This window comes from Streptococcus sp. FSL E2-3494, from assembly GCF_038007085.1.
Taxonomy (GTDB): Bacteria; Bacillota; Bacilli; order Lactobacillales; family Streptococcaceae; genus Streptococcus; species Streptococcus thermophilus.
Window position 1 is genome coordinate 691,985 of record NZ_JBBOWN010000001.1, and the last position, 26,706, is coordinate 718,690.

At 37.3% G+C, this 26,706-nt stretch carries 27 protein-coding genes; 21 read left to right on the forward strand and 6 right to left on the reverse strand.

Annotated features, from left to right (window positions below):
• The first annotated feature begins 70 nt into the window (after positions 1–70).
• From NST05_RS03690 to rpsU, 3 genes are all read left to right on the forward strand, one after another.
• Positions 71–1,180, forward strand: coding sequence for an aminotransferase (locus tag NST05_RS03690; protein WP_084829004.1), 1,110 nt, complete (start codon positions 71–73; stop codon positions 1,178–1,180).
• 61 nt (positions 1,181–1,241) lie between these two features.
• A complete protein-coding gene (locus tag NST05_RS03695; protein ID WP_082309069.1) occupies positions 1,242–2,036 on the forward strand; it encodes an ABC transporter substrate-binding protein in 795 nt (264 codons plus the stop codon).
• 193 nt (positions 2,037–2,229) lie between these two features.
• Positions 2,230–2,406 carry a 30S ribosomal protein S21 gene (gene rpsU, locus NST05_RS03700; RefSeq protein WP_002884573.1) on the forward strand — a complete coding sequence of 59 codons (177 nt, stop codon included), beginning with the start codon at positions 2,230–2,232 and terminating at the stop codon, positions 2,404–2,406.
• A 158-nt stretch (positions 2,407–2,564) separates the two neighbouring features.
• Here rpsU and mscL read toward each other — a convergent pair whose 3' ends face one another.
• Complete coding sequence (mscL, locus tag NST05_RS03705) at positions 2,565–2,945, reverse strand: large conductance mechanosensitive channel protein MscL (RefSeq protein ID WP_084829003.1); 381 nt, start codon at positions 2,943–2,945, stop codon at positions 2,565–2,567.
• Positions 2,946–3,108: 163 nt separating this feature from the next.
• On the opposite strand from mscL, the gene dnaG reads away from it, so the two are divergent.
• The 18 genes from dnaG to radC all read left to right on the forward strand — a co-directional run bounded on the left by dnaG (position 3,109) and on the right by radC (position 22,475).
• Positions 3,109–4,920, forward strand: coding sequence for a DNA primase (dnaG, locus tag NST05_RS03710; RefSeq protein ID WP_084829002.1), 1,812 nt, complete (start codon positions 3,109–3,111; stop codon positions 4,918–4,920).
• A 3-nt stretch (positions 4,921–4,923) separates the two neighbouring features.
• Positions 4,924–6,033: an RNA polymerase sigma factor RpoD gene (rpoD, locus tag NST05_RS03715; protein WP_011227440.1), complete on the forward strand. Its 1,110-nt coding sequence runs from the start codon at positions 4,924–4,926 to the stop codon at positions 6,031–6,033.
• 55 nt (positions 6,034–6,088) lie between these two features.
• The gene (locus NST05_RS03720; protein ID WP_002891474.1) at positions 6,089–6,424 is read left to right on the forward strand and encodes a metal-sulfur cluster assembly factor; all 336 of its coding nucleotides are present in this window, start codon (positions 6,089–6,091) and stop codon (positions 6,422–6,424) included.
• A 10-nt stretch (positions 6,425–6,434) separates the two neighbouring features.
• Positions 6,435–7,361 (forward strand): glycosyltransferase family 2 protein, encoded by a 927-nt coding sequence (locus tag NST05_RS03725; RefSeq protein ID WP_024010023.1) that lies wholly within the window; start codon positions 6,435–6,437, stop codon positions 7,359–7,361.
• 112 nt (positions 7,362–7,473) lie between these two features.
• Positions 7,474–8,808: a DUF3329 domain-containing protein gene (locus tag NST05_RS03730; protein WP_084829001.1), complete on the forward strand. Its 1,335-nt coding sequence runs from the start codon at positions 7,474–7,476 to the stop codon at positions 8,806–8,808.
• Between the two features lie 76 nt (positions 8,809–8,884).
• Entirely contained in the window at positions 8,885–9,736 is an 852-nt protein-coding gene (rfbD, locus tag NST05_RS03735) for a dTDP-4-dehydrorhamnose reductase (protein WP_014621820.1), read from the forward strand.
• 76 nt (positions 9,737–9,812) lie between these two features.
• Positions 9,813–10,508 (forward strand): glycosyltransferase family 2 protein, encoded by a 696-nt coding sequence (locus NST05_RS03740; RefSeq protein WP_024703954.1) that lies wholly within the window; start codon positions 9,813–9,815, stop codon positions 10,506–10,508.
• A 5-nt stretch (positions 10,509–10,513) separates the two neighbouring features.
• Positions 10,514–10,846: a DUF2304 domain-containing protein gene (locus NST05_RS03745; RefSeq protein ID WP_084829000.1), complete on the forward strand. Its 333-nt coding sequence runs from the start codon at positions 10,514–10,516 to the stop codon at positions 10,844–10,846.
• The gene (locus NST05_RS03750; protein ID WP_084828999.1) at positions 10,839–12,113 is read left to right on the forward strand and encodes a lipopolysaccharide biosynthesis protein; all 1,275 of its coding nucleotides are present in this window, start codon (positions 10,839–10,841) and stop codon (positions 12,111–12,113) included. Before NST05_RS03745 ends, NST05_RS03750 begins: the two co-directional genes overlap by 8 nt.
• Entirely contained in the window at positions 12,113–13,117 is a 1,005-nt protein-coding gene (locus NST05_RS03755; RefSeq protein WP_084828998.1) for a glycosyltransferase family 2 protein, read from the forward strand. Before NST05_RS03750 ends, NST05_RS03755 begins: the two co-directional genes overlap by 1 nt.
• A 6-nt stretch (positions 13,118–13,123) precedes the next feature.
• Positions 13,124–14,665, forward strand: a complete 1,542-nt coding sequence (locus NST05_RS03760; protein WP_084828997.1) for a DUF2142 domain-containing protein — start codon at positions 13,124–13,126, stop codon at positions 14,663–14,665.
• A gap of 106 nt (positions 14,666–14,771) precedes the next feature.
• Entirely contained in the window at positions 14,772–15,920 is a 1,149-nt protein-coding gene (gene cps2T / locus NST05_RS03765) for a beta 1-4 rhamnosyltransferase Cps2T (protein ID WP_084828996.1), read from the forward strand.
• Positions 15,917–16,873, forward strand: a complete 957-nt coding sequence (locus tag NST05_RS03770) for a glycosyltransferase family 2 protein (protein WP_084828995.1) — start codon at positions 15,917–15,919, stop codon at positions 16,871–16,873. The genes cps2T and NST05_RS03770 overlap by 4 nt, the downstream gene beginning before the upstream one ends.
• Entirely contained in the window at positions 16,857–17,666 is an 810-nt protein-coding gene (locus NST05_RS03775) for an ABC transporter permease (RefSeq protein ID WP_084828994.1), read from the forward strand. Before NST05_RS03770 ends, NST05_RS03775 begins: the two co-directional genes overlap by 17 nt.
• A complete protein-coding gene (locus NST05_RS03780; RefSeq protein ID WP_084828993.1) occupies positions 17,666–18,871 on the forward strand; it encodes an ABC transporter ATP-binding protein in 1,206 nt (401 codons plus the stop codon). Before NST05_RS03775 ends, NST05_RS03780 begins: the two co-directional genes overlap by 1 nt.
• A gap of 19 nt (positions 18,872–18,890) precedes the next feature.
• Positions 18,891–19,958 carry a glycosyltransferase family 2 protein gene (locus NST05_RS03785; RefSeq protein ID WP_024703947.1) on the forward strand — a complete coding sequence of 356 codons (1,068 nt, stop codon included), beginning with the start codon at positions 18,891–18,893 and terminating at the stop codon, positions 19,956–19,958.
• Positions 19,955–21,739: a rhamnan synthesis F family protein gene (locus NST05_RS03790; protein ID WP_084828992.1), complete on the forward strand. Its 1,785-nt coding sequence runs from the start codon at positions 19,955–19,957 to the stop codon at positions 21,737–21,739. Before NST05_RS03785 ends, NST05_RS03790 begins: the two co-directional genes overlap by 4 nt.
• A gap of 49 nt (positions 21,740–21,788) precedes the next feature.
• Positions 21,789–22,475 (forward strand): RadC family protein, encoded by a 687-nt coding sequence (gene radC / locus NST05_RS03795; protein WP_084828991.1) that lies wholly within the window; start codon positions 21,789–21,791, stop codon positions 22,473–22,475.
• Positions 22,476–22,527: 52 nt separating this feature from the next.
• Here the strand turns inward: radC and NST05_RS03800 are convergent, their stop codons facing one another.
• The 5 genes from NST05_RS03800 to NST05_RS03820 all read right to left on the reverse strand — a co-directional run bounded on the left by NST05_RS03800 (position 22,528) and on the right by NST05_RS03820 (position 26,455).
• On the reverse strand, positions 22,528–23,223 hold the full coding sequence (locus tag NST05_RS03800; RefSeq protein ID WP_084828990.1) for a gamma-glutamyl-gamma-aminobutyrate hydrolase family protein: 696 nt from the start codon (positions 23,221–23,223) through the stop codon (positions 22,528–22,530).
• On the reverse strand, positions 23,216–23,875 hold the full coding sequence (locus NST05_RS03805) for a redox-sensing transcriptional repressor Rex (protein WP_084828989.1): 660 nt from the start codon (positions 23,873–23,875) through the stop codon (positions 23,216–23,218). Before NST05_RS03805 ends, NST05_RS03800 begins: the two co-directional genes overlap by 8 nt.
• A gap of 143 nt (positions 23,876–24,018) precedes the next feature.
• Positions 24,019–24,366: a DUF1831 domain-containing protein gene (locus NST05_RS03810; protein WP_084828988.1), complete on the reverse strand. Its 348-nt coding sequence runs from the start codon at positions 24,364–24,366 to the stop codon at positions 24,019–24,021.
• Between the two features lies 1 nt (position 24,367).
• The gene (locus tag NST05_RS03815) at positions 24,368–25,480 is read right to left on the reverse strand and encodes a cysteine desulfurase family protein (RefSeq protein WP_084828987.1); all 1,113 of its coding nucleotides are present in this window, start codon (positions 25,478–25,480) and stop codon (positions 24,368–24,370) included.
• 3 nt (positions 25,481–25,483) lie between these two features.
• Positions 25,484–26,455 carry a ribose-phosphate diphosphokinase gene (locus tag NST05_RS03820; RefSeq protein ID WP_084828986.1) on the reverse strand — a complete coding sequence of 324 codons (972 nt, stop codon included), beginning with the start codon at positions 26,453–26,455 and terminating at the stop codon, positions 25,484–25,486.
• Positions 26,456–26,706: the final 251 nt, after the last annotated feature.

Here is a 26,706-nt window from a genome sequence, read left to right on the forward strand (position 1 = left end):
AAAGTAGGTAAGTCTTCCAAAAATGACAAATAAAATTGTAAACAGAGCTCGATAAAAGCAAGGAGAAACGATGAAGCTACCACGTTTTGGTGTTGAAGAATGGCTTAATGTCCATGAAAAATCTGCCATTTGTGATATCGCAGGAGTTTCAATTAAGGCCCTTACAATGAGAGAATTATTTGACCTATCAGGCCTTGATAAGGATGCCTTTTTTGCTCAATTACTAAAGAAAAAAATGGATTACGGCTGGATTGAAGGTTCACCAGAGTTCAAAACTCAGGTAGCTAGCTTATACAAGAACATGCCAGTTGATAATATCCTCCAAACCAACGGAGCTACAGGAGCTACTATGTTAGCGCTTTATGCTCTCATTGAGCCTGAGGACCATATCATCTCCATGTATCCAACCTATCAACAGCTCTATGACATTCCCAAGTCACTAGGAGCGGAAGTGGATCTCTGGGAAGTTGAGGAGGACAAGGGCTGGTTGCCTGATTTGGACCAACTACGTCGTCTGATTCGTCCCAATACCAAGATGATTTGCATTAACAATGCTAACAATCCGACCGGTGCCCTTATGGATGCTGCTTACCTTGGGGATCTAGTGGCTATCGCTAAAGAAGTGGGAGCCTATATCTTTTCAGATGAGGTCTATCGTAGTTTTGACCAGCCTGCACCTTCTATCGTCGATTTATATGAAAAGGGAATTGCGGTTAACAGTCTTTCAAAGACTTATTCGATTCCTGGTATTCGAGTCGGCTGGGTGGCTTCTAATACTAAGGTGGCAAACATACTACGTGACTACCGCGATTACACAATGATTTGCGCCGGTGTCTTTGACGATATGGTGGCTACCCTTGTTTTGGAAAATAAAGAAGCCATCTTGGAACGTAATCGTCAGATTATAGAGGAAAATCTAGCTCTTATGGATGAGTGGATTGCCAAAGAGCCTAAGGCTAGCTGGATTCGTCCTGCCAGTGTGTCAACCTCCTTCGTCAAATTAGATGTTGATCGTCCCATTGAAGTGTTTGCCTTAGAGCTTCTACAGGAGTACGGTGTACTTGTGGTTCCAGGTAACCGTTTTGACAAGGAGTCACATGTCCGTATTGGTTATTGTTGCGATAAGGAAGTTCTTCAAAAGGGCTTGGAAAAACTGTCGCAATTTCTTAATAAATGTTGACAATGCTACTAATTTTAAATAAAATAAACAAGCAAAAAATATATTTATACAGGAGTTTCTTATGAAAAAACTTTTCCTCGGGGCGATGGCTTTCCTTGTTGCTGTAACTTTGGTAGCTTGTGGGTCAAAAAAAGACGCTGACGAATCTATTAAAGAAAATAAAAAACTTGTCGTGGCTGTCAGCCCAGACTATCCACCATTTGAGTTCAAAACTTTGGTGGATGGTAAAGACCAAGTAGTTGGTTCAGATATCAAGTTGGCACAAGCTATTGCGAATGAACTCGGTGTTAAGCTTGAAGTTACAACAATGAGCTTTGATAACGTGCTCTCAAGCCTTCAATCAGGTAAGGCTGATCTTGCTATTTCAGGTATCTCAGTAACAGACGAACGTAAGAAAACCTTTGATTTCTCAGATCCTTACTACGAAACACAAAATGCTATCATCGTTCGTAAAGATCAAGAGTCTACTTACTCAAGTCTTGATGCTCTCAAAGGTAAGAAAGTAGCAGTTCAAAAAGGTACCATTGAAGAAGGACTTGCTAAGAAACAATTGAAAGATTCAACAGTCATATCACTTACAGCAATGGGTGAGGCGATTAACGAGGTGAAATCTGGTCAAGTTGATGCTGTTGACCTTGAAAAACCAGTAGCAGAAGGTTACGTGGCACAAAATTCAGATTTGGCCTTGGCAAGTGTTGCCCTCAAAGTTGATGATGGCGATGCAAAAGCAGTCGCTATGGCTAAAGGCAACGACAAATTGAAAGAAGCAGTCAATAAAGTCATCAAAAAATTGAAAGCAGATGGTACTTACGACGAGTATATCAAGGATGCTTCTAAATATACAGCAGCTGAATAAATCAGTAGCTAGGGGAGATGAATCCTCTAGTTTTTTGTATAGGAAAAACCTTGGATAGTTTTAGTAGACTTAGAAGTCAACTGTAATAGCAAAAAGTTCCTAAACTTAAATATATTCTTGACAGAAAAAGGCGAGTCATGTATACTTGGATAGAACGTGTAAAATGTTACATTATCTTGAGGAGGTGAATTCATTGTCAAAAACAGTAGTACGTAAAAACGAATCACTTGACGACGCTCTTCGTCGTTTCAAACGTTCTGTGACTAAAGCTGGTACTCTTCAAGAGGCTCGTAAACGTGAACATTACGAAAAACCTTCTGTAAAACGTAAACGTAAATCAGAGGCAGCTCGCAAACGTAAAAAATTCTAATTAAGAATGAAATTAACATAAAAAAGCTTGAGTATTTTCAAGCTTTTTTCTTTTTATCGAATAAATAAGTCAGTTAGTAGTCATGAGAAACAAAAAATAGGACGTCTGAGATTTCAGACGTCCTAAGTTTCATGTGTCTTTAGTTGAACAAATAAAGATTATTTGTTTGCAAGAAGGTCGCGGATTTCAGCAAGCAATTCTTCTTGTGATGGACCAGCTTCTTCAGCAGCTTCTTCAGCTTGTTTTTGACCATGAGCTGTTGCATTACCAGCAGCTTTAACAACGAAGAAGAGAGTAGTACCAACGATGATGAAGTTGATAACTGCGCTCAAGAAGCTACCGTATGCGATACCGTTCCATGACAATTTAGAGAGGTTTTCAACGTTAGCAGCCTTAACAACTGGGTTAAGGATAAGTGGTGTGATGATATCACTTACAAGTGAAGTGACAATAGCGTTGAAAGCAGCCCCCATAACAACAGCTACAGCAAGATCAAGGACGTTACCCTTGAACAAAAAGTCTTTAAACCCTTTAATCATTTTGACAATTAAGCCCTTCTATTATTTACTTTTAATATTTTATCTGAATTTGTAAATCTTGACAAGAGATTTGCTCATGAAAAAATCTATTTTATTTTACTTTCATTTTTCATCGTGTTATAATTAGGGGTATTGCAATTATGGTAAGATAGGGGGCGATTAGATAGTGATTGATAAAGCTTTAATAGAAGATATTAAGAGCATTACCAACATCGTCGACGTAATTGGTGAAGTTGTCAGTCTTAATCGTGCTGGCCGCAATTACCTTGGTCTCTGCCCCTTCCATAAGGAGAAAACCCCCTCATTTAATGTTATTGAGGACAGACAGTTTTACCATTGTTTTGGTTGTGGCAAGTCTGGCGACGTCTTCAAATTTTTAGAAGAATATCGTCAGATTTCTTTCCAAGAAAGTGTCAAGGTTCTGGCAGACCGCTTAGGTATTGCAGTTACAATAGATGCACCAAGACAGGCTCAGCAGCAGAACTCTCCTAATCAAGCCCTCTATGATCTTCATGAGGATGCGCTGAAGTTTTATCACGCAGTCTTGACGACGACTAAGATAGGAGAAGCGGCGCGTGCCTACCTCTATGAGCGTGGCATGACTGACGATTTACTTAAGACCTTTCAGATTGGTCTAGCCCCTGACGAACCAGATTATCTCTATCAGTCTGTATCAAAAAAATATGACGAAGAGGTACTGACAGAATCAGGTCTTTTTAATCTTTCTGAAAATAATCGTATTTTCGATACTTTTAAAAATCGAATCATGTTTCCACTCAAAAATGAGTTTGGAAAGACAATCGGTTTTTCAGGACGTGTTTGGACTAAGGAAGATATTGAAAAAGGACAGGCCAAGTACAAGAATACTAGGGCTACCCGTATTTTCAATAAGTCCTATGAACTCTACCACTTGGATCAGGCTAAACCAGTGATACAGAAGACACATGAGGTTTATCTGATGGAGGGGTTCATGGATGTCATTGCCGCCTATAGAGCTGGGCATGTTAATGCAGTGGCTTCTATGGGAACGGCTCTGACTCCTGAGCATGTCAATCGTCTTCGTAAACTGACTAAAAAAATAGTTCTAACCTATGATGGTGATAAACCTGGGCAAAATGCGATTGCCAAGTCTTTGGAACTGTTATCGGATTTTCAAGTTGATATAGTTAAAATTCCAGACAGTATGGACCCTGATGAATATCTACAGAAAACATCCGAAAAGGCCTTGGGTAAACTCTTGGTTGAGTCCCGCATTTCAGATGTGGAATTTTGGATTGGACAGCTCAAGCCTGCTAATGTAGACAACCTTCAAGCGGAGATTGCCTATGTCGAGCAGATTGCAAAGATTATTGCTAAGTCGCCTTCTGTAACGGCACAAAATTCCTACATTTCTAAGGTGGCTGACCTTTTGCCAGACTTTGATTTTTTCCAAGTTGAGCAAGCGGTCAATAACGCACGGTTGACCATGAGAAATCAGCAGACGGCTCAATTATCAGCTGCTAGTAATAGTGCTTACGAGTCTTCAGCATCAGGACTTAGAGGGACGGTCAAACTACCTTCTACACCTAAGATTACAGGTCTTCGTCGCGCGGAAAATCAACTCTTCCATCGCATGCTTAATCATCCTATGATTTTAAATGATTATCGTATGCGGGATGACTTTTTCTTCCAAACACCTGAGTTAGAAGAACTCTTTCAGATTTTGAAGCGAGATGGTCAAATTGATACGGTAGCCTTGTCTGTGCTTTCTCAAGAAGTACAAACAGCCTATTATCAGGTTTTAGAGGAAATTTTGCCACCTGAAACCAATTTAGAGGAAGTCCAGGCTATTGAAGAGCGTAGAAATCATTTTCTGAGGGAACAGGACTTCCGTAAGCAAAGTAAACAAATAAGAGAATCAAGTAACCACGGTGATGTGGATGCAGCGGTGGAAGCCCTGCAAATGCTCATCGCCCAAAAACGAGATATGGAGTAACACATGGCAACGAAAAAACAAAATACAGCATTTAACGTTCAAGTCGCTGATTTCATTCGTAATCACAAAAAAGCTGGTACAGCAATTGATGATGAAATCACAGAAAAACTAGTTATCCCATTTGTTTTAGATGCTGATGGGATTGATGACCTTTTGGAACGTTTGACAGATGGTGGTATCTCTATCACTGATAAAGATGGAAATCCTTCATCTAAATATGTTGTTGAGGCACCAAAACCAGAAGAGCTTACAGACGAGGAGCTTCTTGGTTCAAACTCAGCTAAAGTCAATGACCCTGTTCGTATGTATCTCAAAGAGATTGGGGTAGTGCCTCTCTTGAGTAACGAAGAGGAAAAAGAATTGGCTATCGCTGTTGAAAATGGTGATTTGGAAGCTAAACAACGTTTGGCAGAAGCCAACCTTCGTTTGGTAGTCTCAATCGCTAAACGCTATGTCGGACGTGGCATGCAGTTCTTGGACTTGATTCAAGAGGGTAACATGGGACTTATGAAAGCCGTTGATAAATTTGACTACTCAAAAGGTTTCAAGTTTTCAACTTATGCGACATGGTGGATTCGTCAAGCAATTACACGTGCCATCGCAGACCAAGCACGTACGATCCGTATCCCAGTTCACATGGTTGAAACTATCAATAAATTGGTACGTGAGCAACGTAACCTCTTGCAAGAGTTGGGACAAGACCCAACACCTGAGCAAATTGCTGAGCGTATGGATATGACACCAGATAAGGTTCGTGAAATCCTTAAGATTGCTCAAGAACCAGTCTCGCTTGAAACACCTATCGGTGAAGAGGATGACAGCCATTTGGGTGATTTTATCGAAGATGAAGTTATCGAAAATCCAGTAGATTACACAACTCGTGTCGTTCTTCGTGAACAATTGGATGAGGTGCTTGATACCCTTACAGACCGTGAAGAAAATGTTCTGCGTCTCCGTTTCGGTCTTGATGATGGTAAGATGCGTACCTTGGAAGATGTTGGTAAAGTCTTCAACGTTACGCGTGAACGTATTCGTCAGATCGAAGCTAAAGCCCTTCGAAAATTACGCCATCCAAGTCGCAGCAAACAACTTAAAGACTTTATTGAAGACTAAGATAGAGTAAATGGAAGGGGCCTGATTGTTAGGCCCTGATTTTGGAGGAAAAGCTATGTCTGAAGTGAAATACACTGAAGAAGAAATTGAAAAAATCAAAGACCGTATCTTGGAAGCCTTAGAAATGGTTATTGACCCGGAGTTGGGGATTGATATTGTCAACCTAGGCCTTATTTACGATATTCGTTTCCAGCAAGATGGCTATACTGAAATCGATATGACCTTGACGACTATGGGATGCCCCTTAGCAGATCTTTTGACAGACCAAATCTATGACGCTATGAAAGAAGTACCTGAAGTCACTAAGACTGAGGTTAAGTTGGTCTGGACACCAGCATGGACTATTGAAAAGATGAGTCGTTATGCCCGTATTGCCCTAGGTATCCGTTAGGAGAAGGTTTATGAAAACACTGGCTATCGTGGTCCCTTGTTACAACGAGGAAGAGACTATCCATCCTTTCCTAGAAGCCTGTCAAGCAGTTGAACGACAAATGGCCAATCAGTTGACTTTCAACTACTATTTTGTCGATGACGGTTCTAAAGATCGAACTTTAGATGTTTTGAGACAGGTTTCAAAGCAATTTGAAAATGTTCACTACCTCTCTTTTTCTCGGAATTTTGGGAAAGAGGCTGCGCTGTATGCAGGACTTCAGCGTGCTACAGGTGACTACGTTACCGTTATGGATGCCGATCTTCAGGATCCACCTGAACTTCTTATCGAGATGTATGCCAAAATCCAAGAAGGTTATGACGTTGTCGGGACTCGACGTGCTGACCGCAAAGGTGAGCCACCTATTCGTTCACTCTTTGCTAAGGCTTTCTATTGGTTGATTAATAAAGTTTCTGACACAGAATTGGTAGATGGGGCGCGTGATTTCCGTTTGATGACGCGTCAAGTTGTTGATGCCATCCTAGAGCTTAAAGAAGTTAACCGTTTTTCAAAAGGGCTCTTTTCATGGGTTGGCTTTGATGTAGCCTACGTCTCTTATGAAAATCGAGAACGCGTTGCCGGAGAAACCTCGTGGTCTTTCTGGAAATTATTAAACTATTCTCTTGATGGCTTTATCAACTTTTCCGAAGTGCCTTTGAAACTTGCTACTTGGGCAGGAACCTTTTCATTCTTAATTTCTTTGGTTGGAATTTTCTTTGTCGTTATTCGAAAACTAACCATAGGTGGGAGTGTTGCAGGCTGGGCAAGCCTTGTCTCAATCATTCTCTTTATCGGAGGAATCCAACTCTTAGCCTTAGGTATCATCGGGAACTACATTTCAAAGATTTTCCTAGAAACCAAGAAACGGCCGGTGTATATTGTTAAAGAAAAAGGGTGAAGAAAGCCAATTATTTATACAAATGAATTAGTTGAATAGAATTATAAATGAAAGCAGATTTTTTCTGCTTTTTTTGTTAGAATGAATCCAAAATCTATATTTGGGAGAAAAAATGAAAGAAAAAAACAACAAAGAGATAGTTTATCTCCTTGTATGCCTCGTTGTAGTCACTTTAATTTATTTATTAAATCACTTCACTCTCTATACATCTGATGATTTTGTATATAGATTTATTTATAAGGAACCATTTCCATCAGATAATGAACAACCAGTAAGATCATTATTTGATTTGATTACTTCTCAAATGAATCATTGGAAAGTTTGGAATGGTAGGTTTACTGGACATTCTATCGTTCAGATATTTATGCAATATAATAAGGAAGTTTTCAATGTATTTAATTCCTCTGTATTTTTGTCATTGGGAATATTAATAGATAGTTTAAGCTTTGAAATAGTTTCAAATAAGCATAGGAAACACCAAGTTTTATATTTAGCGATAATCTTTTTGATTTTATGGTGGTTTCTTCCAGAAATCGGAAAAACTGTATTATGGATTTCAGGATCAGGTAATTATTTATGGACAGCTGTCCTAGACTTACTATGGTTGAAGGTTGTATTGAGACGAAACCAATCTCCATATAATATATTATGGACAATTCCATTGGCTTTTTTTTCAGGTGCAGGGAATGAAAATACCTCTCCAGCATTTATTCTGTTGATTAGTTTAATAATATTGTATGATGCTGTTTCTGAAAAAAGAGTAAGTGTTTCAAGAGTTTTAGAAATTGTAGCGGCTTGTATTGGTTTTCTTTTAATGCTAGCATCTCCTGGGTCTCAAAAGAGAGCAGGTGATATTCCCTTGTTTTACGACCTCAGCAATAAATTAGCTAATTTATTTCAAATGAGTTGGCAAAAATATTCGATATTATATATTGCTATATTAGTACTTTTAATTTATTCTCTTGTTAAATCTTATTTGAACAGAAAGCAATTTTTTTATTTCTTGTTTATAATGTGTGCTCACTTTGCTTGTATATACAGTTTAGTAGCAACAAATGAGCTTCCTGACAGGGTATTTTTTGGGGCAAGTGTATTACTTTGCTTAGCATTACTAATTTTGTTACGTTTAATTTTGGAAGAGGTATTATTTCTCAAGAAACTGGCCTTGGTATTTTTATTACTACTAGTGATTAAATTTGGATTTTCTTATACTAAGGCGTTTAGTGATATAAATAGTACCTACAAAGTTGTGAGTATGCAATATCGTGAGATTTATCAAGCTAAAGAGAACGGACAATCCACTATTATTTTGAAACGTTATCCTAAACCTAAAACTTTATTTAATGCATATAATGGTACGAATAATTTAGGGGAGTCAAGAGATGCGTGGTTTAATAGATGGATGGCGGTATATTTTGGTATTGATAGTATCGAAAGTAGAGAATAATATTGAGTAAAAGCAGATTTTTTCTGCTTTTTTTGTTAAAATAAAACTAATATTATTGAATTACGAGGAGAAAAATATGATTCTAGTAACAGGTGCAAATGGCCAACTCGGAACCGAGCTTCGTCACCTACTTGATGAACGTAACGAAGAGTATGTAGCAGTAGATGTGGCAGAAATGGACATCACAGATGCTGACAAAGTAGATGAAGTGTTTGCGGAAGTAAAACCAACCTTGGTTTATCACTGTGCTGCTTACACAGCTGTCGATGCTGCTGAAGATGAAGGCAAAGAGCTTGACTACGCTATTAATGTGACAGGTACTGAAAATGTTGCTAAGGCTGCAGAAAAACATGGTGCAACGCTTGTTTATATTTCAACGGACTACGTTTTCAATGGTGAAAAACCAGTCGGTCAAGAGTGGGAAGTTGATGATAAACCAGATCCACAGACAGAGTACGGTCGTACAAAACGTATGGGTGAAGAGCTAGTTGAAAAACATGTGACTAACTACTACATTATCCGTACTTCCTGGGTGTTCGGTAACTATGGTAAAAATTTTGTCTTCACTATGCAAAACCTTGCTAAAACTCACAAGACGCTGACAGTCGTTAATGACCAACATGGCCGTCCAACTTGGACACGTACTTTAGCAGAATTTATGACTTATTTGGCTGAAAACCGTAAGGAATATGGTTATTATCATTTATCAAACGATGCAGCAGAAGATACAACTTGGTATGACTTTGCGGTCGAAATCCTCAAAGATACTGATGTTGAAGTGAAACCTGTTGATTCAAGCCAATTCCCAGCTAAAGCTAAACGTCCTCTTAACTCAACAATGAGTTTGGCTAAGGCTAAGGCAACAGGATTTGTCATCCCAACATGGCAAGATGCTTTGAAAGAGTTTTACAAACAAGAAGTGAAATAAAAACCAAGGTCAGTTGAATTAATCTGAAATATATTTGGCTGCCCTTTTTCAATAGAGTTTTCAGGAGAAACTACGTATAAAAATGTCAGATTTACTCATTATTATTCCAGCCTATAACGAAGAAGGATCGATTGAAAATGTTGTTAACAACATCATTCAAAACTATCCTCAATATGACTATGTTATCATCAATGATGGCTCTCGTGATAAAACTTCACAAATTTGCCATGAGAATCATTACAATATTGTAGATTTACCAGTGAATCTCGGTCTTGCTGGGGCTTTCCAAACAGGTTTAAGATATGCGTATGAGCATGGTTATAAAAAAGCGGTGCAATTTGATGCCGATGGTCAACACTTACCAGAATATATTCAAAGTTTGGAAGAAAAGATCGATGATGGTTTTGATCTAGTGATTGGTTCTCGATTTGTCACAGAAAAACGACCAAATTCTTTACGAATGTTAGGCAATATCTTAATTAGTTCAGCTATTAAACTCACTACTGGTAAGACAATTAAGGACCCAACTTCAGGAATGAGAATGTTCTCAGAAGAGTTAATAAAAGAGTTTGCACTCAATATTAACTATGGTCCAGAGCCAGATACTGTTTCTTATCTCATCCGTAATGGTGTAAAAGTTGCGGAAACACAAGTTAGAATGGAAGATAGACAGGCAGGAGAAAGCTACTTGACTCTTTCTCGTTCGATTAAATATATGACACATATGTTTGTGTCAATCCTACTCATTCAAAACTTTAGAAAGCGAGGCTAGACTCCATGACCATTTGGTTTCAAATTGTTCTAATTTTTGTATCTCTAGCAACTGTTACCTTTATTCTTAAGGGAATTCGAAAATCTCAAGTCCAAATTAATGACTCACTATTTTGGATTTTCTTTTCACTAGTTTTACTTGTATTTAGTGTCTTTCCAAAATTAGCTGAGATTATCGCGAGAGCATTAGGAATTGTTTCGGCGGTAAACTTTATTTTCCTCTTTATCATTTTCCTTCTACTGATTAATCAATATCAATTAACAGTTCGCTTATCTAAACTTGATACAAAGTTCAAAAACTTAGTACAAACAATTGCCTTGAGAGGGAAAGATGAGTAAAAAAAATCAGCTTCCAGATGCAAAAACGATATATCTTTGGAATCTATTGGGAAATTTAGCAGCTTCGGGTGTGTCGGTTTTATATCTTTTAATCGTTACTCGATTGACTGCGGCGTCTGTTGCTGACCAATTTAGTTTGGTATGGTCCATCGGGACTCTTTGGGTGGTTATAGGTCTTTTTCAAGTACGAAATTATCACGGAACAGACGTAAGGCAAAAGCATTCGTTTAGAGCATATTTTCAAGCCCGTATTTTGACGATACTTGCCATGATAGTAACACTGTTACCTTATTTAAAGATAGTAGGAGGTAATAGATATCCCTCGTCTGTTATCCTAATGGCATTCCTAATGATTCTATATCGAGCTTGGGATGCGGTTTCTGATCTTTTTCAGGGATTATTTCAACAACGTGAGCGTATGGATATTGCAGGGAAGACCATGTTCTATCGTTATTCGACTAGTGCAGTGGTCTTGTTTCTTTCTTTATTTGTTTCAAAATCTCTTATAACATCCTTGTTAACTTTAACTGTATGGAATGGGCTATTTATTCTTTTGTACGAGTTTAGATTTGTTCATCATTTTGAGTCAATTAAGTGGAGAAGAGTATTTGATTTAAAAAGGCTTCATGAAGCCTTGGATATTTTGAAGGAGTGTTTCCCTCTTTTCTTGAATGGTTTCATATTACTCTATGTCTTGAACGAGCCAAAATTAATCATTGAGCGAGGTCTTTCTGAGGGAGTATTGCAAACAGGAATGCAAAGAGATTTCAATATCCTCTTCATGCCTGTCTTTTTCATGAGTCTTATCATTCTAATGGTTCGTCCCTTGATTACACAACTTGCTTTTCTTTACGTGGATAAAGAATACGATAAGTTTGATATGATTGTTAAAAAGTTATTGCTTTATATTTTGGGCGGTGGGCTTTTGGTTGTTTGCATAGCCTGTTTATTTGGAGTTCAGGTGTTAGGACTAGTTTTTGGGTTAGATTTAGCATCTTATCAGGTACCGTTTACGTTATTAATTTTGTCTGGTGTTTTATATGCTGTTGCGATTATTTTTGAAAATATTCTTACCATTATGCGAAAACAACACTTACTGATAGCAATTTATGTTGCAATGTTGATTGTTACTTTATTAATCACAAAGATGTTCATCTATTCATGGGGAATGCTGGGTGCCTCATTAGCATTTTTAGTGGTTATGATTGTGTACCTATTGGGGATTTCAATCATTTATTATAGAGAAAGAATTAAAGAGAGAAGATAATGGCTTATGATTTGACTGTAATAATTCCAGTTTATAATACTGAAAAATATCTACGAAGATGTTTGGAAAGTATTGTGAATCAAGATGATATCGAACAGTGTTCCATTAAAGTAATTTGTATAAATGATGGGAGTACTGATGAATCTCGAAAAATAATAGAAGAATTTGTTGAGAAATATTCTTATATAGAGATTTTTAATAAAGAAAATGGTGGGTTAGCTGATGTCAGAAATACTGGACTACAGTTTATAAACGATAGTCTTTATACTGTATCACTTGATTCAGATGATTTTTGGGATAAATCCTTTTTAACAGAGTTTAACAAATATAAATCAAGTAACTATGATTTAATATTTTTCGATATCAATTTAGTAGACTATGATGGAAATCCGGTAAAAGAATTAATTGTAAATCCTAAATTCGATAAGTATAATAAGAAAAAAGATTTCATGGTTGTAAAACATGCGGCATGGTCAAAGATTTGTAGAACCAACCTATACGATAATATTAATTTTCCCAAAGGTAAGTTATACGAGGACCTTGCAGTTATGCCTTATTTAACTAGTAGAGCTGAAAGAATCCATTATATTCAGAAACCACTTATTAATTATGTTATTAATACTCCTGGATCAATTATGAATTCAAGTAAATCTAATATCTTTGATATTTATGATTCGTTAATTCATTTATTTAATTTATTTGGAAATCATTTTGAGAAGTATAGAAATGAACTACAATATTTAGCAATTGAGCACTTATGTGTTGGGCATACTTATCGTTTGTTAAATTACCCTGAGGCTACAAAACAAGATTTTAAAGACATTGTTATCTTTATGGAAAAATATTTTGGAAAACACTGGGATAAAAATAAGTATGTTAAACGTGGGGTTCAAAAAGTAAATATCAATTCATCCCTATCCTATGTTGTCCCCGTCTTTTTGAAATTTCTGAGATATGGCGGATTTAGTGTTTGGCCTGTTATCAAAAAAGTGAAAGGTAGTTGAGTAATAATGCGAACAGATTTAATTGCTTCAAAAATACAGGAAGTTTTTTCTGAATTTTTGAAGAATTTACGCAAACACTGGATACAAGTTATCCTTGTTTGGCTTACGATTGGAGTAATATATATATATTTAGGTGGGAGTCTTGTTAATCTACCTAAAAGTTTATTATTAGTTACAGGAATCTTTTTTTCTATCATAATTCTATTACCAGGAAAATTCTATAATAAAATAGCCATTGCTATTGTACTATCAGGAAGTTTATTTGTTGTTTCTTCTCCTAACCTTGATATTCCTGATGAGAATGCGCATTTTGCTCGTGCCTTGTATGTAGCAGATTTCCATGCTTATCTACCGAAAAAAGACAAAGATTCAAAAGTTTCAGATGATGTTGAGAAGGTTACGAAAGAATTCAAAGTTCCTTTAAAGCAAACTGGTTTAGATAGGATTAAAGTATCTTTTAAAAAAGTACATTCTTCGCTTTTCATTGTTACGAATGCGTCATCATTTATTCCATACATTCCTCAAGCAATTGGCATTTGGATTGCGAGAATCTTAGGACTTAGTCTCCTCTGGTTAGTTATTTTAGGAAGGTTTTGTAACTTAGTTTGTTATGCTTTAATTACTCGTCTTGCTATCAAAAAAGCCAAAGGTTTTGAAATTCTTTTCGGAGCAATTGCTTTATTACCAATGTGTGTCTATTTAGCGGCTTCTTTCAGTACTGATGGAATGGTTAATGCAGTAACATTTTATCTGATAGCACAATTCTGTTATTTGATTAATAGAAAGCAAAAAGTAAGTCTAAAAGATATGGTTATTTTTGCTGTATTGAGCTTGGTTTTAGCAACAATGAAATTACCTTATGTTCTTTTAGTGGGCTTATTGTTGTTTATTCCGAAGGAAAAAATGGAAGTTAAAAAGAACTATCTTTACGCAGCTCTATTAATATTTGTTACAGCAGTTTTAAGTTTCTTATGGTTGAAGCAGTCAAGTGATATTAATGCAAGTAGGGTGACGCATGGTGTAAACCCTGTGGAAAAGATAAAATTCACTATTGCTCATGCCAATATTTTTTTCAAGACCTTCCTTCGAGAATGGATTGATTTGATTCCAAGCAAGATGGGATCGCTATTTACTTTTGGTTGGCTAACCTATGGTTTGGGTAATATTTCTTGGTATTATCTTATTTTTGTAAGTTCTATTCTCCTAATGATTCCCCAACCTTTGCCTTTACCAAAAATTAGTAAAGTTGGTACAGCACTTATAGCGACTGGGATTTCATTTGGTATTTTAATGACTTCGTATTTAATGTGGGGGAAAACTGCTGATATTAGTTTTGCAGGTGTACAAGGCCGCTATTTTACAGGTGTGTTACTCCTATTAGGTTTATTTATCAACTGTTCCAATGTATTTTACCCTCAAAATAACATAAATTCTGAGGAAGCAATAGATAAACGAGAATATTCTGTTTATGTTATCGCCAATCTATTTATATTGATGTCGGTAGTATTGACAATCCTTCAGTACTATGGTGTGAAAAATAATTTTTAACTTTTTTTCAAGCAGTCCTTTGTGGCTGCTTTTCTGTTTGCAATAGGCAAAAGCGTTGTAAAATGGTATAATTGATTAGATTATAGACTTGTTAGAAAGGGGATTTATGCAACACGTATTCATTATTGGAAGCCGTGGACTTCCAGCAAAATACGGTGGTTTTGAGACCTTTGTAGAGCAATTAGTCTCCAACCAAATTTCATCCCAAGTTAAATATCATGTTGCCTGCCTTTCTGATGAAAAGGCCTATGAGCATTTTGAGTATAAGGGTGTCGATTGTTTCACAATTAAGGCACCCAAATTAGGACCTGCTCGCGTTATTGCATATGATATGATGGCTATCAACTATGCCTTAAAGAAAATCCGTGAGCAAAATATAAAAGAACCAATTTTCTATGTTTTAGGAAATACTATAGGTGCTTTTGTAGCTCCCTTTGCTCGCAAGATTCATAAACTTGATGGCAAATTTTACATTAATCCAGATGGTTTGGAGTGGAAACGAGCTAAGTGGCCAAAGCCAGTACAAGCTTATTTAAAGTATTCTGAAAAAGTGATGACAAGATATGCTGACTTAGTTATCTCGGATAATCCAGGAATTGAAACCTATATTCAGGATGCCTATCCGTGGTCTAAAACAACTTATATTGCTTATGGAACGGATCTGTCACCGACAACACTTACAAATCAAGATGCTAAGGTTAGAGATATTTACAAGACGTGGAACACTTACGAGAAAAATTATTATTTGATTCTTGGTCGTTTTGTTCCAGAAAACAATTATGAAACTGCTATTCGTGAGTTTATGAGTTCCTCAACAAAACGTGATTTAATTATTATTTGTAATCACGAGAGTAATGCTTATTTTGAGGAATTGCGTTCCAAAACACAGTTTGATAAGGATCCACGTGTGAAGTTTGTTGGAACAGTTTATGACCAAGATCTATTAAAGTATATTCGCAAAGAAGCTTTTGCCTATATTCATGGTCATGAAGTTGGTGGAACCAACCCCGGCTTATTGGAGGCTATGGCACAAACTGATTTGAATTTAGTATTAGGAGTCTCATTTAACCGTTCTGTAGCACAAGATACAGCTCGTTACTGGAAAAAAGATGAGGGTAATCTGTCGCATTTGATTGACCAAGTAGATGCTATTTCAGATTACTCTGAACTAGGTAAGTTAGCTAAGGAGATTATGAAACAGAACTTTACTTGGGAAAAAATTGTGGGTGAGTACGAGGAGTTATTTTTATCATGAAAGTAAATATCTTACTGTCAACCTACAATGGTGAGCAGTTTTTAGCGGAACAAGTAAAAAGTATTCAAGAGCAAACCTATCAGAAATGGCAACTTCTCATTCGTGATGACGGTTCATCAGATGGAACAGTGGAAGTTATTAAACAGTTAGCCGCTCAAGATTCACGTATTCACTTTATTAATGAGAATCAAGTTGAGAATGTTGGTGTTATCAAAAGTTTCCACGCCCTACTTAAGCATAGTGAGGCAGATCTATACTGTTTCAGTGACCAGGATGATTTTTGGCTTCCTGAAAAAATTTCACTTCAGGTGGCAGAAGCCAAAAAGTATTCACAGGATAAACCTCTACTCATTTATACTGATTTAAAGGTAGTGGATGAAAATTTATCTGTCCTCCATGAGAGTATGATTCGTACTCAGTCAGACCATGCCAATACGGAGCTTATTCAAGAGTTGACTGAGAATACAGTTACTGGTGGTGTTGCTATGATTAACCATGCTTTAGCGGACTTATGGACTGGTGAGGAAAAGCATGATTTACTGATGCATGACTGGTATCTGGGTTTGCTAGCTTCTGCCTTTGGTAACCTAGTCTATATTGATGAGCCAACGGAGCTTTATCGTCAGCATAGCAGTAATGTCCTTGGAGCTCGAACATTGCGAAAAAGGATGAAGAATTGGGTTAGACCCCACATCCTGTTTGCCAAATATTGGAGTCTTATCAAAGCTAGCCAAGACCAGGCTAGAAATTTGCTAGAACTCCCGTTAAGTTCAGATAATAAGGAAATCGTTGAAAACTTTGTGACAATTTTGGATGTTCCATTTAGAGAACGTTTAGCACGTATCCAAAAATATGGTTACCGAAAAAATAGAGCTTTTCACACAACTGTATTTACGACATTAATTCTTACAAAGTTTGCATATAGAGGAGAAAAAGATGTTAGACTTTTTTAGTCAGAAAAATCGTATTTTATTACGAGAAATGGTTAAAACCGATTTTAAATTGCGCTATCAAGGTAGTTTAATCGGTCATTTGTGGTCTATTTTGAAACCACTTATGCTCTTTACAATTATGTACCTAGTGTTTGTTCGCTTCTTGCGTTTTGATGACGGAACACCGCATTATGCTATCGGTCTCTTAATCGGTATGGTTACATGGAGTTTCTTTTCAGAAGCGACAAGTATGGGAATGATGTCAATCGTTTCTAGGGGCGACTTATTACGAAAATTGAATTTTTCGAAAGAGATTATCGTTATTTCATCTGTTGTTGGAGCTTCAATTAACTATGTGATTAACCTCCTTGTTGTCTTTGTTTTTGCCTTGGTCAACGGTGTTAATTTTTCAGTAGGTTGGCTAACTGTTATTCCATTGTTCCTAGAACTCTTCCTTTTTTCAGCTGGTATTGCCTTTATCTTAGCAACACTCTTTGTTAAGTACCGTGATATCGGTCCGATTTGGGAAGTAGTAATGCAAGCTGGTATGTATGCTACGCCGATTATCTATTCGTTGACCTTTATTTTGCAACGTGGACAAGTTAAAATTGCAAAATTGATGATGTTGAATCCTTTAGCACAGATTATCCAAGACTTGCGACACTTTATTGTCTTCTCGGGTAGCTTACGTGGTTGGGATTTAATTGGACATAAAGCTATTGCCATTATTCCTTATTTCCTACCATTTATCATCTTTGCTATTGGTTACTACATTTTCCATCATCAAGCTAAAAAATTCGCGGAGATTCTCTAATGACAGAAAAGAAAATTGCAGTTAAAGTGGACCATGTAAGTAAGTTTTTCAAATTACCGCTTGAGTCTACTCAAAGTCTTCGAACGGCCTTAGTAAATAGATTTAAAGGAATCAAAGGCTATAAAGAACAACATGTTTTGAAGGATATTGACTTCGAAGTTGAAGAAGGAGATTTCTTTGGAATCGTAGGACGAAATGGTTCAGGAAAATCAACATTACTAAAAATTATTTCTCAGATTTATGTTCCTGAGCAAGGGACAGTTACCGTAAATGGTAAAATGGTCTCATTTATTGAGCTTGGTGTAGGATTTAATCCGGAATTAACTGGACGTGAGAATGTTTATATGAATGGAGCCATGCTTGGATTTACGACAGCAGAAGTGGATGCCATGTATGATGAAATTGTTGAGTTTGCGGAGCTTGAAGATTTTATGAACCAAAAACTCAAGAATTATTCATCAGGTATGCAGGTACGCCTGGCCTTCTCTGTGGCTATCAAGGCTCAAGGAGATGTTCTTATCCTTGATGAAGTTCTTGCGGTAGGTGATGAAGCTTTCCAACGTAAGTGTAATGACTACTTTATGGAACGTAAGAAATCAGGCAAAACAACAATTCTTGTAACCCACGATATGGGTGCTGTTAAGAAGTATTGTAATAAAGCTATTTTAATTGAAGATGGGTACATTAAAGCCAAAGGCGAGCCTAGAGATGTTGCTAATCAATATAGCTTTGATAATACAGAACAAGTAATCACCTCAGATCAACCGGGAATTGAAAGAAGTGGTTCAGTTGTTGAAAATCTGAAGTTATCACTATTGTCTTCTAAAAGAGCTACACCAAATGAACCAATTTCATTTGATTTGACGTATACCTTACTAGAAGATGTGCCGACTTATATTGCTATCTCATTTACAGATATTGATCGTAATGTTTGGATTTATAATGATAATACGATGGATAATTTAACAAGTGGCAAGGGTGATATTAAAGTAAATTATCAGTGTTCACTAGCAGGACTAAATGATATTAAGTTAAAACTTGAAGTTACTGTTAGGGATGCGAATAATCAAGTTTTAGCCTTTCTTCCGGCTGATGAGATTCCAGTTATTGTTCTAAATAGGGACGATATTGATGAGGATGATGAATCAGCCAAAGATTCAGCAACTGGTATTATTCAAAGAAATGGAAAGTGGAGCTTTTCATAAGAGAGCAAGGGAAGTTTGAATGAAAGTATCGATTATTTGTACTAATTTTAATAAGGGAGATTGGGTACGAGAGGCTATAGATAGCTTTCTCAATCAGGAAACAAATTTTGATTTTGAGATTATTATCATTGATGATGCTTCAACAGATCATTCGTATGAGATTATTCAAGAGTATCAAAATAAGTTTCCTGAAAAAGTTAGAACTTTTCGTAACGAAGTGAATCTAGGTATTACTAAAACTTGGAAAAAAATTTGCCGAGAAGCTAAAGGTCAATATATCGCAAGATGTGATAGTGATGATTTTTGGACTGACCCATTAAAACTTCAAAAGCAAGTTGATTTGTTGGATGCTTCAAGCGATTCACTTTGGTCAAATACCGAATTTGATATGGTAGACCTAGACGGGAATCTTATCCAAAAAGATGCCTTTGCTAACAAGGCACTTCCTTTAATTGATTCCTATGAAGAGATGCTTGTCATGAAAGGTATGACGATGGCCTCAACCTGGCTGGTTGATACCGCTCTTATGCAAGAGGTATCTGCTCAAATTAGCGATACTGCCGTAGACGATACATTTGAGTTGCAACTTGAATTATTCAAACGTACTAAGATTTCTTTTTTGAGTGATTCCACCACTGTATATCGTATGAATTTAGGATCTGATTCAAAACCTATGACATTGGAAACTGCTGAAAAGCGGTTCACAGGGATCTTGAATTCTCAAATTAAATATCTCAACAAGTATCCAAATCAGGATATTAAAAGAATGTTACACTTAGCGCTTGTTAAGGACCGTGATTTAGACATTTTAGTCTTTAAAAAAGATCGTCAGATAGAAGACTTAAATCGTCAGATAGAAGACTTAAATTCAAGGCTGAATCAGGTGTCACGAATTTCTCATGATCAAAGTGAGTATATTGAAGTGTTAAAAAAAGAGAAAGAAGAAATACTTACAAATATGACTAGTGAGTTGAATCGTATACAGATTTTATATGATGACTTACAAAAACAATATAACAGTGTTGTTACTTCAAAAAGATGGACAATACCAACTAAAATTATTAATTTCTTTAGGAGAAGTAAATGAAACGTCTATTGCTTTATGTCCATTTCAATAAATATGATCATATTAGTCGACATGTATTTTATCAACTTGAACATATGAGACCATTGTTTGATAAATTAGTTTTTATTTCAAATAGTCGTCTTAGTGAAAGTGAAGTACAAAAACTTCGTGATAAGCACCTGATTGATGATTTTATCCAACGTGAGAATAAAGGTTACGATTTTGCTGCTTGGCATGATGGTATGGAATTTGTTGGATTTGAAAACTTGAAACAGTACGATTCTGTTACTGTTATGAATGATACTTGTTTTGGCCCACTTTGGGACATGGCACCAATCTATGATAACTATGAATCAAACCCAAATGTAGATTTTTGGGGTATGACTAATCATCAAGGAATCAAAGCTGGTGATATTTATATTCATGAACATTTGCAATCTTACTTTATTTCCTTTAAAAAACGTTTAGTTGAGTCCAGTGTTTTCCAAAAGTTCTGGAAATCAGTTGAGAGTTTCGAAGATGTTCAAAAGGTCATCGATAATTATGAAACTCTTTATACCAAGAAATTTAGGGATGCTGGATTTAACTATGAATCTATTCTCAATACGATTCCATTAAATGACAAGTTTTTCCATAGCAATTTCACTATTCATTATCCTCATGTTTTGCTTGATACAGGAGTGCCGTTCATCAAGGTTAAAACATTTGATTTAACTCAACATCTAGCTCCTTATTTGCTTAAGGAAATCGAGAAAAGAACGGACTATCCAGTAGAATTAATCTTATCTCATATGTCGGATATGAGTTTACCAACACCACCTTATTTACTTGATCGCAAAGTTATTGAGAAAAGTTCACAGACATATTCAGACACTAAAAGAATTGCTGTACATCTTCATACCTACTATGTTGACTTATTAGAAGATTTTTTAAAGCAATTTGAGAATTTTCACTTTACTTATGACCTCTTCCTGACTACGGATTCAGAAGAGAAAAAAGCAGAAATTCAGTCTATTCTGGATAAGAATGGAAAAGTTGCTCGAATCTTTATTACTGGGAATCGAGGACGTGATGTTATTCCAATGCTTAAGTTGAAAGATGAGCTTTCTGCTTATGATTATATTGGACATTTCCATACGAAAAAATCACCAGAATACCCTTATTGGGTTGGAGATTCATGGCGAAATGAACTTTTCTCAATGTTGATTCAGCCTGCTGATAATATTATCGCAAATCTTGAACGTGATGATAGATTGGGGCTTGTAATCGCTGATATTCCGAGTTTTTTCCGATATACTAAAATTGTAGATCCTTGGAATGAGAATCGTTTTGCCAAAGGAATGAATGATTTATGGGAGCGGATGGATCTTGGTCGAGATATCGACTTTGATAAAATGAATACTTTTATCATGAGTTACGGGACATTCATTTGGTTCAAATACGACGCCTTGAAACCGTTGTTCGATTTGGACTTACAAGATGAAGAGATTCCAGCAGAACCAATTCCTCAACATACTATTTTGCATTCAATTGAGCGTATTCTGGTGTATCTAGCTTGGGCAAGACGTTATGATTATGCTATTGCAAAAAATGATATCTATATCACGCCATTTGTAGATAACGTTGTATTGAATATTCGTCCTGATACTTTACCAAATACCTATATTAATTTTGATAATATCGGTGGAATTAAAGGTGCTCTCAAATATATTATTGTAGGTCCAGGAACCGCTGTGAAGTATATTTTGAGAAGGGTAAAACGTAGATTTACATCAAAGAGTAGAAAAAATACTTTGAAATAGTAACTTCCCCCTCCCACTTACGAATAAGTAAGTAGGAGGTTTTTTTCTTATGTATAGTATTGTAGCTGAGGAGTCGGAGCTTTTGCCTCGTGAGCGTCTCTTACAAAAGGGTGCAGAGGTCTTGTCTGACCAGGAACTGTTGGCGATAGTGCTGCGAACGGGGACGAGGTCTGAGTCGGTCCTATCTATGGCCAACCGTATTTTAAAAGGAATGACGAGTTTGGCGGATTTGTCTCGCTTGTCTCTGAATGAGCTTCAGGAGATTCCTGGTATTGGACGTGTGAAATCCATTGAGCTGAAGGCTATGGTGGAGTTGGCTAAGCGTATTGAGAAGGCTGAGTTGGCTCGTTCTGAGCAGATTATGTCTAGTCAGCAGGTGGCGCGTCGCATGATGTTAGATATTGGTGACAAGCCTCAGGAGCATTTGGTGGCCATCTACCTTGATACGCAGAATCGTATTATTCAGCAAAAGACGGTCTTTATCGGTGGAGTTCGCCGTTCGATTGCCGAGCCGCGTGAGATTTTACATTATGCTTGTCATCTGATGGCAACTTCCTTGATTGTGGTCCACAATCATCCTTCGGGGGAAGCCTATCCTAGTCGCAATGATATTGATTTTACTCAAAAGATTAAGAGGTCCTGTGACGACTTGGGAATTTGTCTTCTTGACCATCTGATTGTTGGAAAATCAACTTATTATTCCTTTCGTGAGGAGAGGGAGGATTTTGAACTTTAAGTAGAGTCTATAAAGACACAAGAAAAGCAACTGAGTGCAGTATCAGTTGCTTTTAAAGTTCGTTTACAACGTATTCAAAGAGTTTGAGGTCTTCTTTACGTTTGTTTAGGAGATGTTCTGGATGCCACTGAACACCAAGGTAGCGAAGATCTGGTGTGTTTGATTCAACAGCTTCGATAGTATTATCCTCAGGGTCACGTGCAATAACACGGAGGTCAGAGGCCAAGTGTTTAATACTCTGATGGTGGAAAGAGTTGATAGAGGTTTCTAGGCCGTAAATCTCCGCTAACTTACTGTTTTTGTTGATAATAATTTCGTGGTAAAGGTATTCGGAAGGCTTATCCTGCCAGTGCCCTTCAATATCCTGATGGAGACTACCACCAAGGGCAACATTCATGAGTTGTGTTCCACGACAGATTGAAAAAATCGGTTTCTTTTGTTTGGTAGCTTCTTCAATTAGAGCCATCTCGAAGAGATCACGTTCGAGGAAAAAGTCATCCTCACAGGCATGATTTTCTTCGTTGTAGAATTTAGGGTCAACGTTTTGACCGCCGATGAGGATAAGCTTGTCAATCATGGAGATATAGGTTTTAGCCTCCGAAGGATCAGATACTGGTAGAAGGATTGCTAGACCACCAGCTTTTTGAACTCCTTCCACAAAACCAGATGGGGCATAAGACCAGTTCATATCTTCATGGTCTGGATTAGGTCTTACATTAGTTGTGATACCTATGATTGGTTTAGTCATTGTTTCTCCTTGCTTTTTCTTCTTCTTTCATGAAATAGAGTAGGGTTTGTAGTTCACTAGTCAGGTCTACGTATTGGAGAACCACGTGGCGTGGAAGGTTGAGGTTGACTGGGGAGAAGCAGAGGATGCCTTCGATTCCAGCATCAACCAAAAGCTCAGCCACCTCCTGTGCCTTGACTGATGGCACTGTCAGGATGGCCGTTTTGATATCTTCCTGGGCAATCTTGTCCTTGATTTGAGAGATACCATAGATAGGAATATTGTCTTCAGTCTGGCTTCCTACCAGTTCGTTATCGTCTGTATCAAAAGCCATAACCAGCTGCATGCGGTTACGTTCTTGAAAACGGTAGTGAAGAAGAGCACGTCCGATATTTCCTACTCCTACAAGGACCACCTTAGTTGTCGCATTATCATTAAGGAGTTCTGCGAAAAATGTCATCAGCTTACTAACGTTATAACCAAAACCACGACGACCTAACTCACCAAAATAGGAGAAGTCACGACGCACTGTAGCAGGATCAATTCCAATTGCTTCAGCAATTTGTTTGGAACTTGCTTTGTCGATATTTTCACGATGAAATCGTTTGAAAATTCGATAATAGAGAGAGAGACGTTTAGCAGTAGCGTTTGGAATGTTTTTCTCAAATGTCATTGATCGCATTTCCCTTCTTGAATTAATATGATTCACTTATATTATTTTAGGAAAAGTTTGTGAAGATTGCAACAAAATAGTATAAATGATGCGATATAAATAACCTATCACTAGGATAGGTTATTTATATATCTAAAAATGGTTTAGACCTCTTCTTGCTCAAAAACTTGACGGTCTACCAAACTCTGCATCAAGAAGTAGAATTTTTCTTGTAAGATATGGTGGTCTTCATTGTTAAAGATATTAATGTTACGAAGGCCAGATTTGTCTGTGATTGACAATTTGAAACCTGTCAAATATTTGTTAATAGTGATCTTTAGTGGGAAACCTTCACCTGAGTTAGGCACTTTTTCGAGTAGACGGTGTAACTCGTAGTTTCCGATTTTATTTTGTACAAAAGTTGTATCACGAAGAGTGAATTTTTTGACATTAGAGCTGATGGTATAACGGTATTTACAGTCAGCCAAATGAATGCTTTTTTCAAATGCCATCTTAGTCTCCTATGATTTGATTAAGTTTTTCTGCTAGGGCTTGAAGTTCTTCAGCAGTGTTTTCTTCTGATAAACTAACGCGGATAGCTGTTTTAAGCTTGTCAGAATCCTTGCCATATAGGGATTGGATGACATGGCTTGGGTCAACAGTTCCTGCAGTACAAGCAGATCCAGTTGAGACAGCAAATCCAGCCAAGTCTAACAGGGTTAAGAGAGATCCATTTTCCTTGCCAGAAAAACTAATGTTGATAATATGAGGTAGACTGGGTCCTACACTGTTAATCTCGTAAGGAACAGTGAGAGAATTAAGGAACACCTGACGGATTGTTTCAACATGCTTGTAATTGTCTTGGTAGTTCTTACTAGCTTGTTTGTAAGCTGCGGTCATGCCTGCAATACCGACAAGATTTTCAGTGCTGGCACGACGCTTTTCCTCTTGTTCACCACCGTGGAGTAGGTTGTCAAAGTGCAAATCATTATGATAGAGCAGGCCGACACCTTTAGGTCCATGAAATTTATGAGCACTGATTGAGAGAAAATCGACACCGAGTTCTTCTGGGTGAATTGGAAGTTTTCCTGCAATCTGAACAGCATCCACGTGGAAAGCAGCCTGGTGGTTGGTGAGCAGGTCACCAATTTCCTTAATAGGAAGTAACTGACCAGTTTCATTATTGGCATACATGACAGAAACCAGAATAGTATCGTCACGTAAGGCCTCAGCAATCTGTTGGGCTGTAATGACCTGATTGACCGGCTGGATATAAGTAACCTCAAAACCAAAACGCTCTTCCAGGTAGGCCATGGTGTGAAGGACGGAATGATGTTCGATAGCAGTCGTAATCAAATGTTTTCCACTAGCTTGATTGGCAAGGGCATAACCTTTTATAGCTGTATTGTTACCCTCAGTCCCACCAGAGGTGAAAATGAGTTTTCGAGCAGGAACTTGAAATTGCCTGGCCATTTCTTCACGAGCCTCACGGAGTTCCTTAGAAGCCTGACGACCATAAGCATGTAGGCTGGATGGATTTCCAAAGGTTTCAATCATGACATGTGTCATCGCTGAGATAGCAGCAGTATTCAAAGGAGTGGTTGCTGCATTATCCAAATAAACCATAAATTAGTCCTCGTTGGCAGTATATGCAAAAAGTGGGCTAAGTGGTTGACGTTCAAAGATACGGGTAATAGCATTAGCGATAAGCTCACTTGCTGAAAGGTACTTAACACTTGTAGGAACATTTTCTTTAGTTGCAACTGAATCTGTAACCAAGATTTCTTTGATTGGAGAAACTTTGAGGACTTCACCGGCACCACCAGCAAAGAGCCCATGACTAGCTACTGCATAGATGTCATTAACCCCACCACGTTCTAGGATTTTAGCCGCTTCGGCAAAAGTTTTACCCGTATTAAGGATATCATCAACCAAGATCGCAGTTTTACCTTCAACCTCACCGATTATGTAGCCTTCTTCACGTCCCGTATCATCTTGAGCATAATCAATAATAGCGATTGGAGCATCAAGATATTCAGCCAAGCTACGAGCACGTTTAACACCAGAATTTTTAGGGCTAACAACGACAACGTCTGCACCAGTCAACCCTTTTTCGTTGTAGTATTCAGCAAAAAGAGGGATAGTAAAGAGATTATCCACGGGGATGTCAAAGAAGCCTTGAACTTGGACAGCGTGAAGGTCAAGCGTCAAGACACGGTTGACACCAGCTTTAACTAACATATTGGCAATCAATTTAGCAGTGATTGGTTCACGTGAAGCAGCGATACGGTCTTGACGTGCATAACCAAAATAAGGCATAACTACATTGACAGAGTTAGCGCTGGCACGTTTGCAGGCATCAATCATGATGAGCAATTCCCAAAGGTGGTCGTTAACAGGGTTGCTAGTAGATTGGATGATGTAAATATCGTCTCCACGAACAGATTCTTCAATGTTAATCATGATTTCACCGTCAGAAAATTGACGTGAAGATACTTTTCCAAGTGGCAATCCGGTATTCTCAGCAATTTTTTCAGCAATTTCTGGATTTGAGCTGAGCGAGAACAATTTCAATTTTGGGTTTGCTTTTTGATGTACCATGACGATGGTGACTCCTTTAAAAAAATAAGATGCGAAGCCCAATTAGGGCTATTGTAATAAAACTACAGATACTTCTATTTTAACAAAAAAAAATAGAAATTTCAGCCTTCAGAAAGCGATATTGATGAAAATTGACGAACCATAAATCACTGAATCAATTTTGTATGCGTTTTTAGACAGAAGAGAGCGATTGTGGAAGTTGCCACAAGTACCAAATTGTTTTTGCATATATAAAAAAAGACAAGGGTTAA

Excerpts from the sequence above, each read along its gene's own strand:
- NST05_RS03690 (WP_084829004.1), top strand. The coding sequence starts at position 71 with ATGAAGCTACCACGTTTTGGTGTTGAAGAATGGCTTAATGTCCATGAA.
- NST05_RS03695 (WP_082309069.1), top strand. The coding sequence starts at position 1,242 with ATGAAAAAACTTTTCCTCGGGGCGATGGCTTTCCTTGTTGCTGTAACT.
- mscL (WP_084829003.1), bottom strand. The coding sequence starts at position 2,945 with ATGATTAAAGGGTTTAAAGACTTTTTGTTCAAGGGTAACGTCCTTGAT.
- rpoD (WP_011227440.1), top strand. The coding sequence starts at position 4,924 with ATGGCAACGAAAAAACAAAATACAGCATTTAACGTTCAAGTCGCTGAT.
- NST05_RS03720 (WP_002891474.1), top strand. The coding sequence starts at position 6,089 with ATGTCTGAAGTGAAATACACTGAAGAAGAAATTGAAAAAATCAAAGAC.
- NST05_RS03725 (WP_024010023.1), top strand. The coding sequence starts at position 6,435 with ATGAAAACACTGGCTATCGTGGTCCCTTGTTACAACGAGGAAGAGACT.
- NST05_RS03730 (WP_084829001.1), top strand. The coding sequence starts at position 7,474 with ATGAAAGAAAAAAACAACAAAGAGATAGTTTATCTCCTTGTATGCCTC.
- rfbD (WP_014621820.1), top strand. The coding sequence starts at position 8,885 with ATGATTCTAGTAACAGGTGCAAATGGCCAACTCGGAACCGAGCTTCGT.
- NST05_RS03745 (WP_084829000.1), top strand. The coding sequence starts at position 10,514 with ATGACCATTTGGTTTCAAATTGTTCTAATTTTTGTATCTCTAGCAACT.
- NST05_RS03750 (WP_084828999.1), top strand. The coding sequence starts at position 10,839 with ATGAGTAAAAAAAATCAGCTTCCAGATGCAAAAACGATATATCTTTGG.
- NST05_RS03755 (WP_084828998.1), top strand. The coding sequence starts at position 12,113 with ATGGCTTATGATTTGACTGTAATAATTCCAGTTTATAATACTGAAAAA.
- NST05_RS03760 (WP_084828997.1), top strand. The coding sequence starts at position 13,124 with ATGCGAACAGATTTAATTGCTTCAAAAATACAGGAAGTTTTTTCTGAA.
- cps2T (WP_084828996.1), top strand. The coding sequence starts at position 14,772 with ATGCAACACGTATTCATTATTGGAAGCCGTGGACTTCCAGCAAAATAC.
- NST05_RS03770 (WP_084828995.1), top strand. The coding sequence starts at position 15,917 with ATGAAAGTAAATATCTTACTGTCAACCTACAATGGTGAGCAGTTTTTA.
- NST05_RS03775 (WP_084828994.1), top strand. The coding sequence starts at position 16,857 with ATGTTAGACTTTTTTAGTCAGAAAAATCGTATTTTATTACGAGAAATG.
- NST05_RS03780 (WP_084828993.1), top strand. The coding sequence starts at position 17,666 with ATGACAGAAAAGAAAATTGCAGTTAAAGTGGACCATGTAAGTAAGTTT.
- NST05_RS03785 (WP_024703947.1), top strand. The coding sequence starts at position 18,891 with ATGAAAGTATCGATTATTTGTACTAATTTTAATAAGGGAGATTGGGTA.
- NST05_RS03790 (WP_084828992.1), top strand. The coding sequence starts at position 19,955 with ATGAAACGTCTATTGCTTTATGTCCATTTCAATAAATATGATCATATT.
- radC (WP_084828991.1), top strand. The coding sequence starts at position 21,789 with ATGTATAGTATTGTAGCTGAGGAGTCGGAGCTTTTGCCTCGTGAGCGT.
- NST05_RS03800 (WP_084828990.1), bottom strand. The coding sequence starts at position 23,223 with ATGACTAAACCAATCATAGGTATCACAACTAATGTAAGACCTAATCCA.
- NST05_RS03805 (WP_084828989.1), bottom strand. The coding sequence starts at position 23,875 with ATGACATTTGAGAAAAACATTCCAAACGCTACTGCTAAACGTCTCTCT.
- NST05_RS03810 (WP_084828988.1), bottom strand. The coding sequence starts at position 24,366 with ATGGCATTTGAAAAAAGCATTCATTTGGCTGACTGTAAATACCGTTAT.
- NST05_RS03815 (WP_084828987.1), bottom strand. The coding sequence starts at position 25,480 with ATGGTTTATTTGGATAATGCAGCAACCACTCCTTTGAATACTGCTGCT.
- NST05_RS03820 (WP_084828986.1), bottom strand. The coding sequence starts at position 26,455 with ATGGTACATCAAAAAGCAAACCCAAAATTGAAATTGTTCTCGCTCAGC.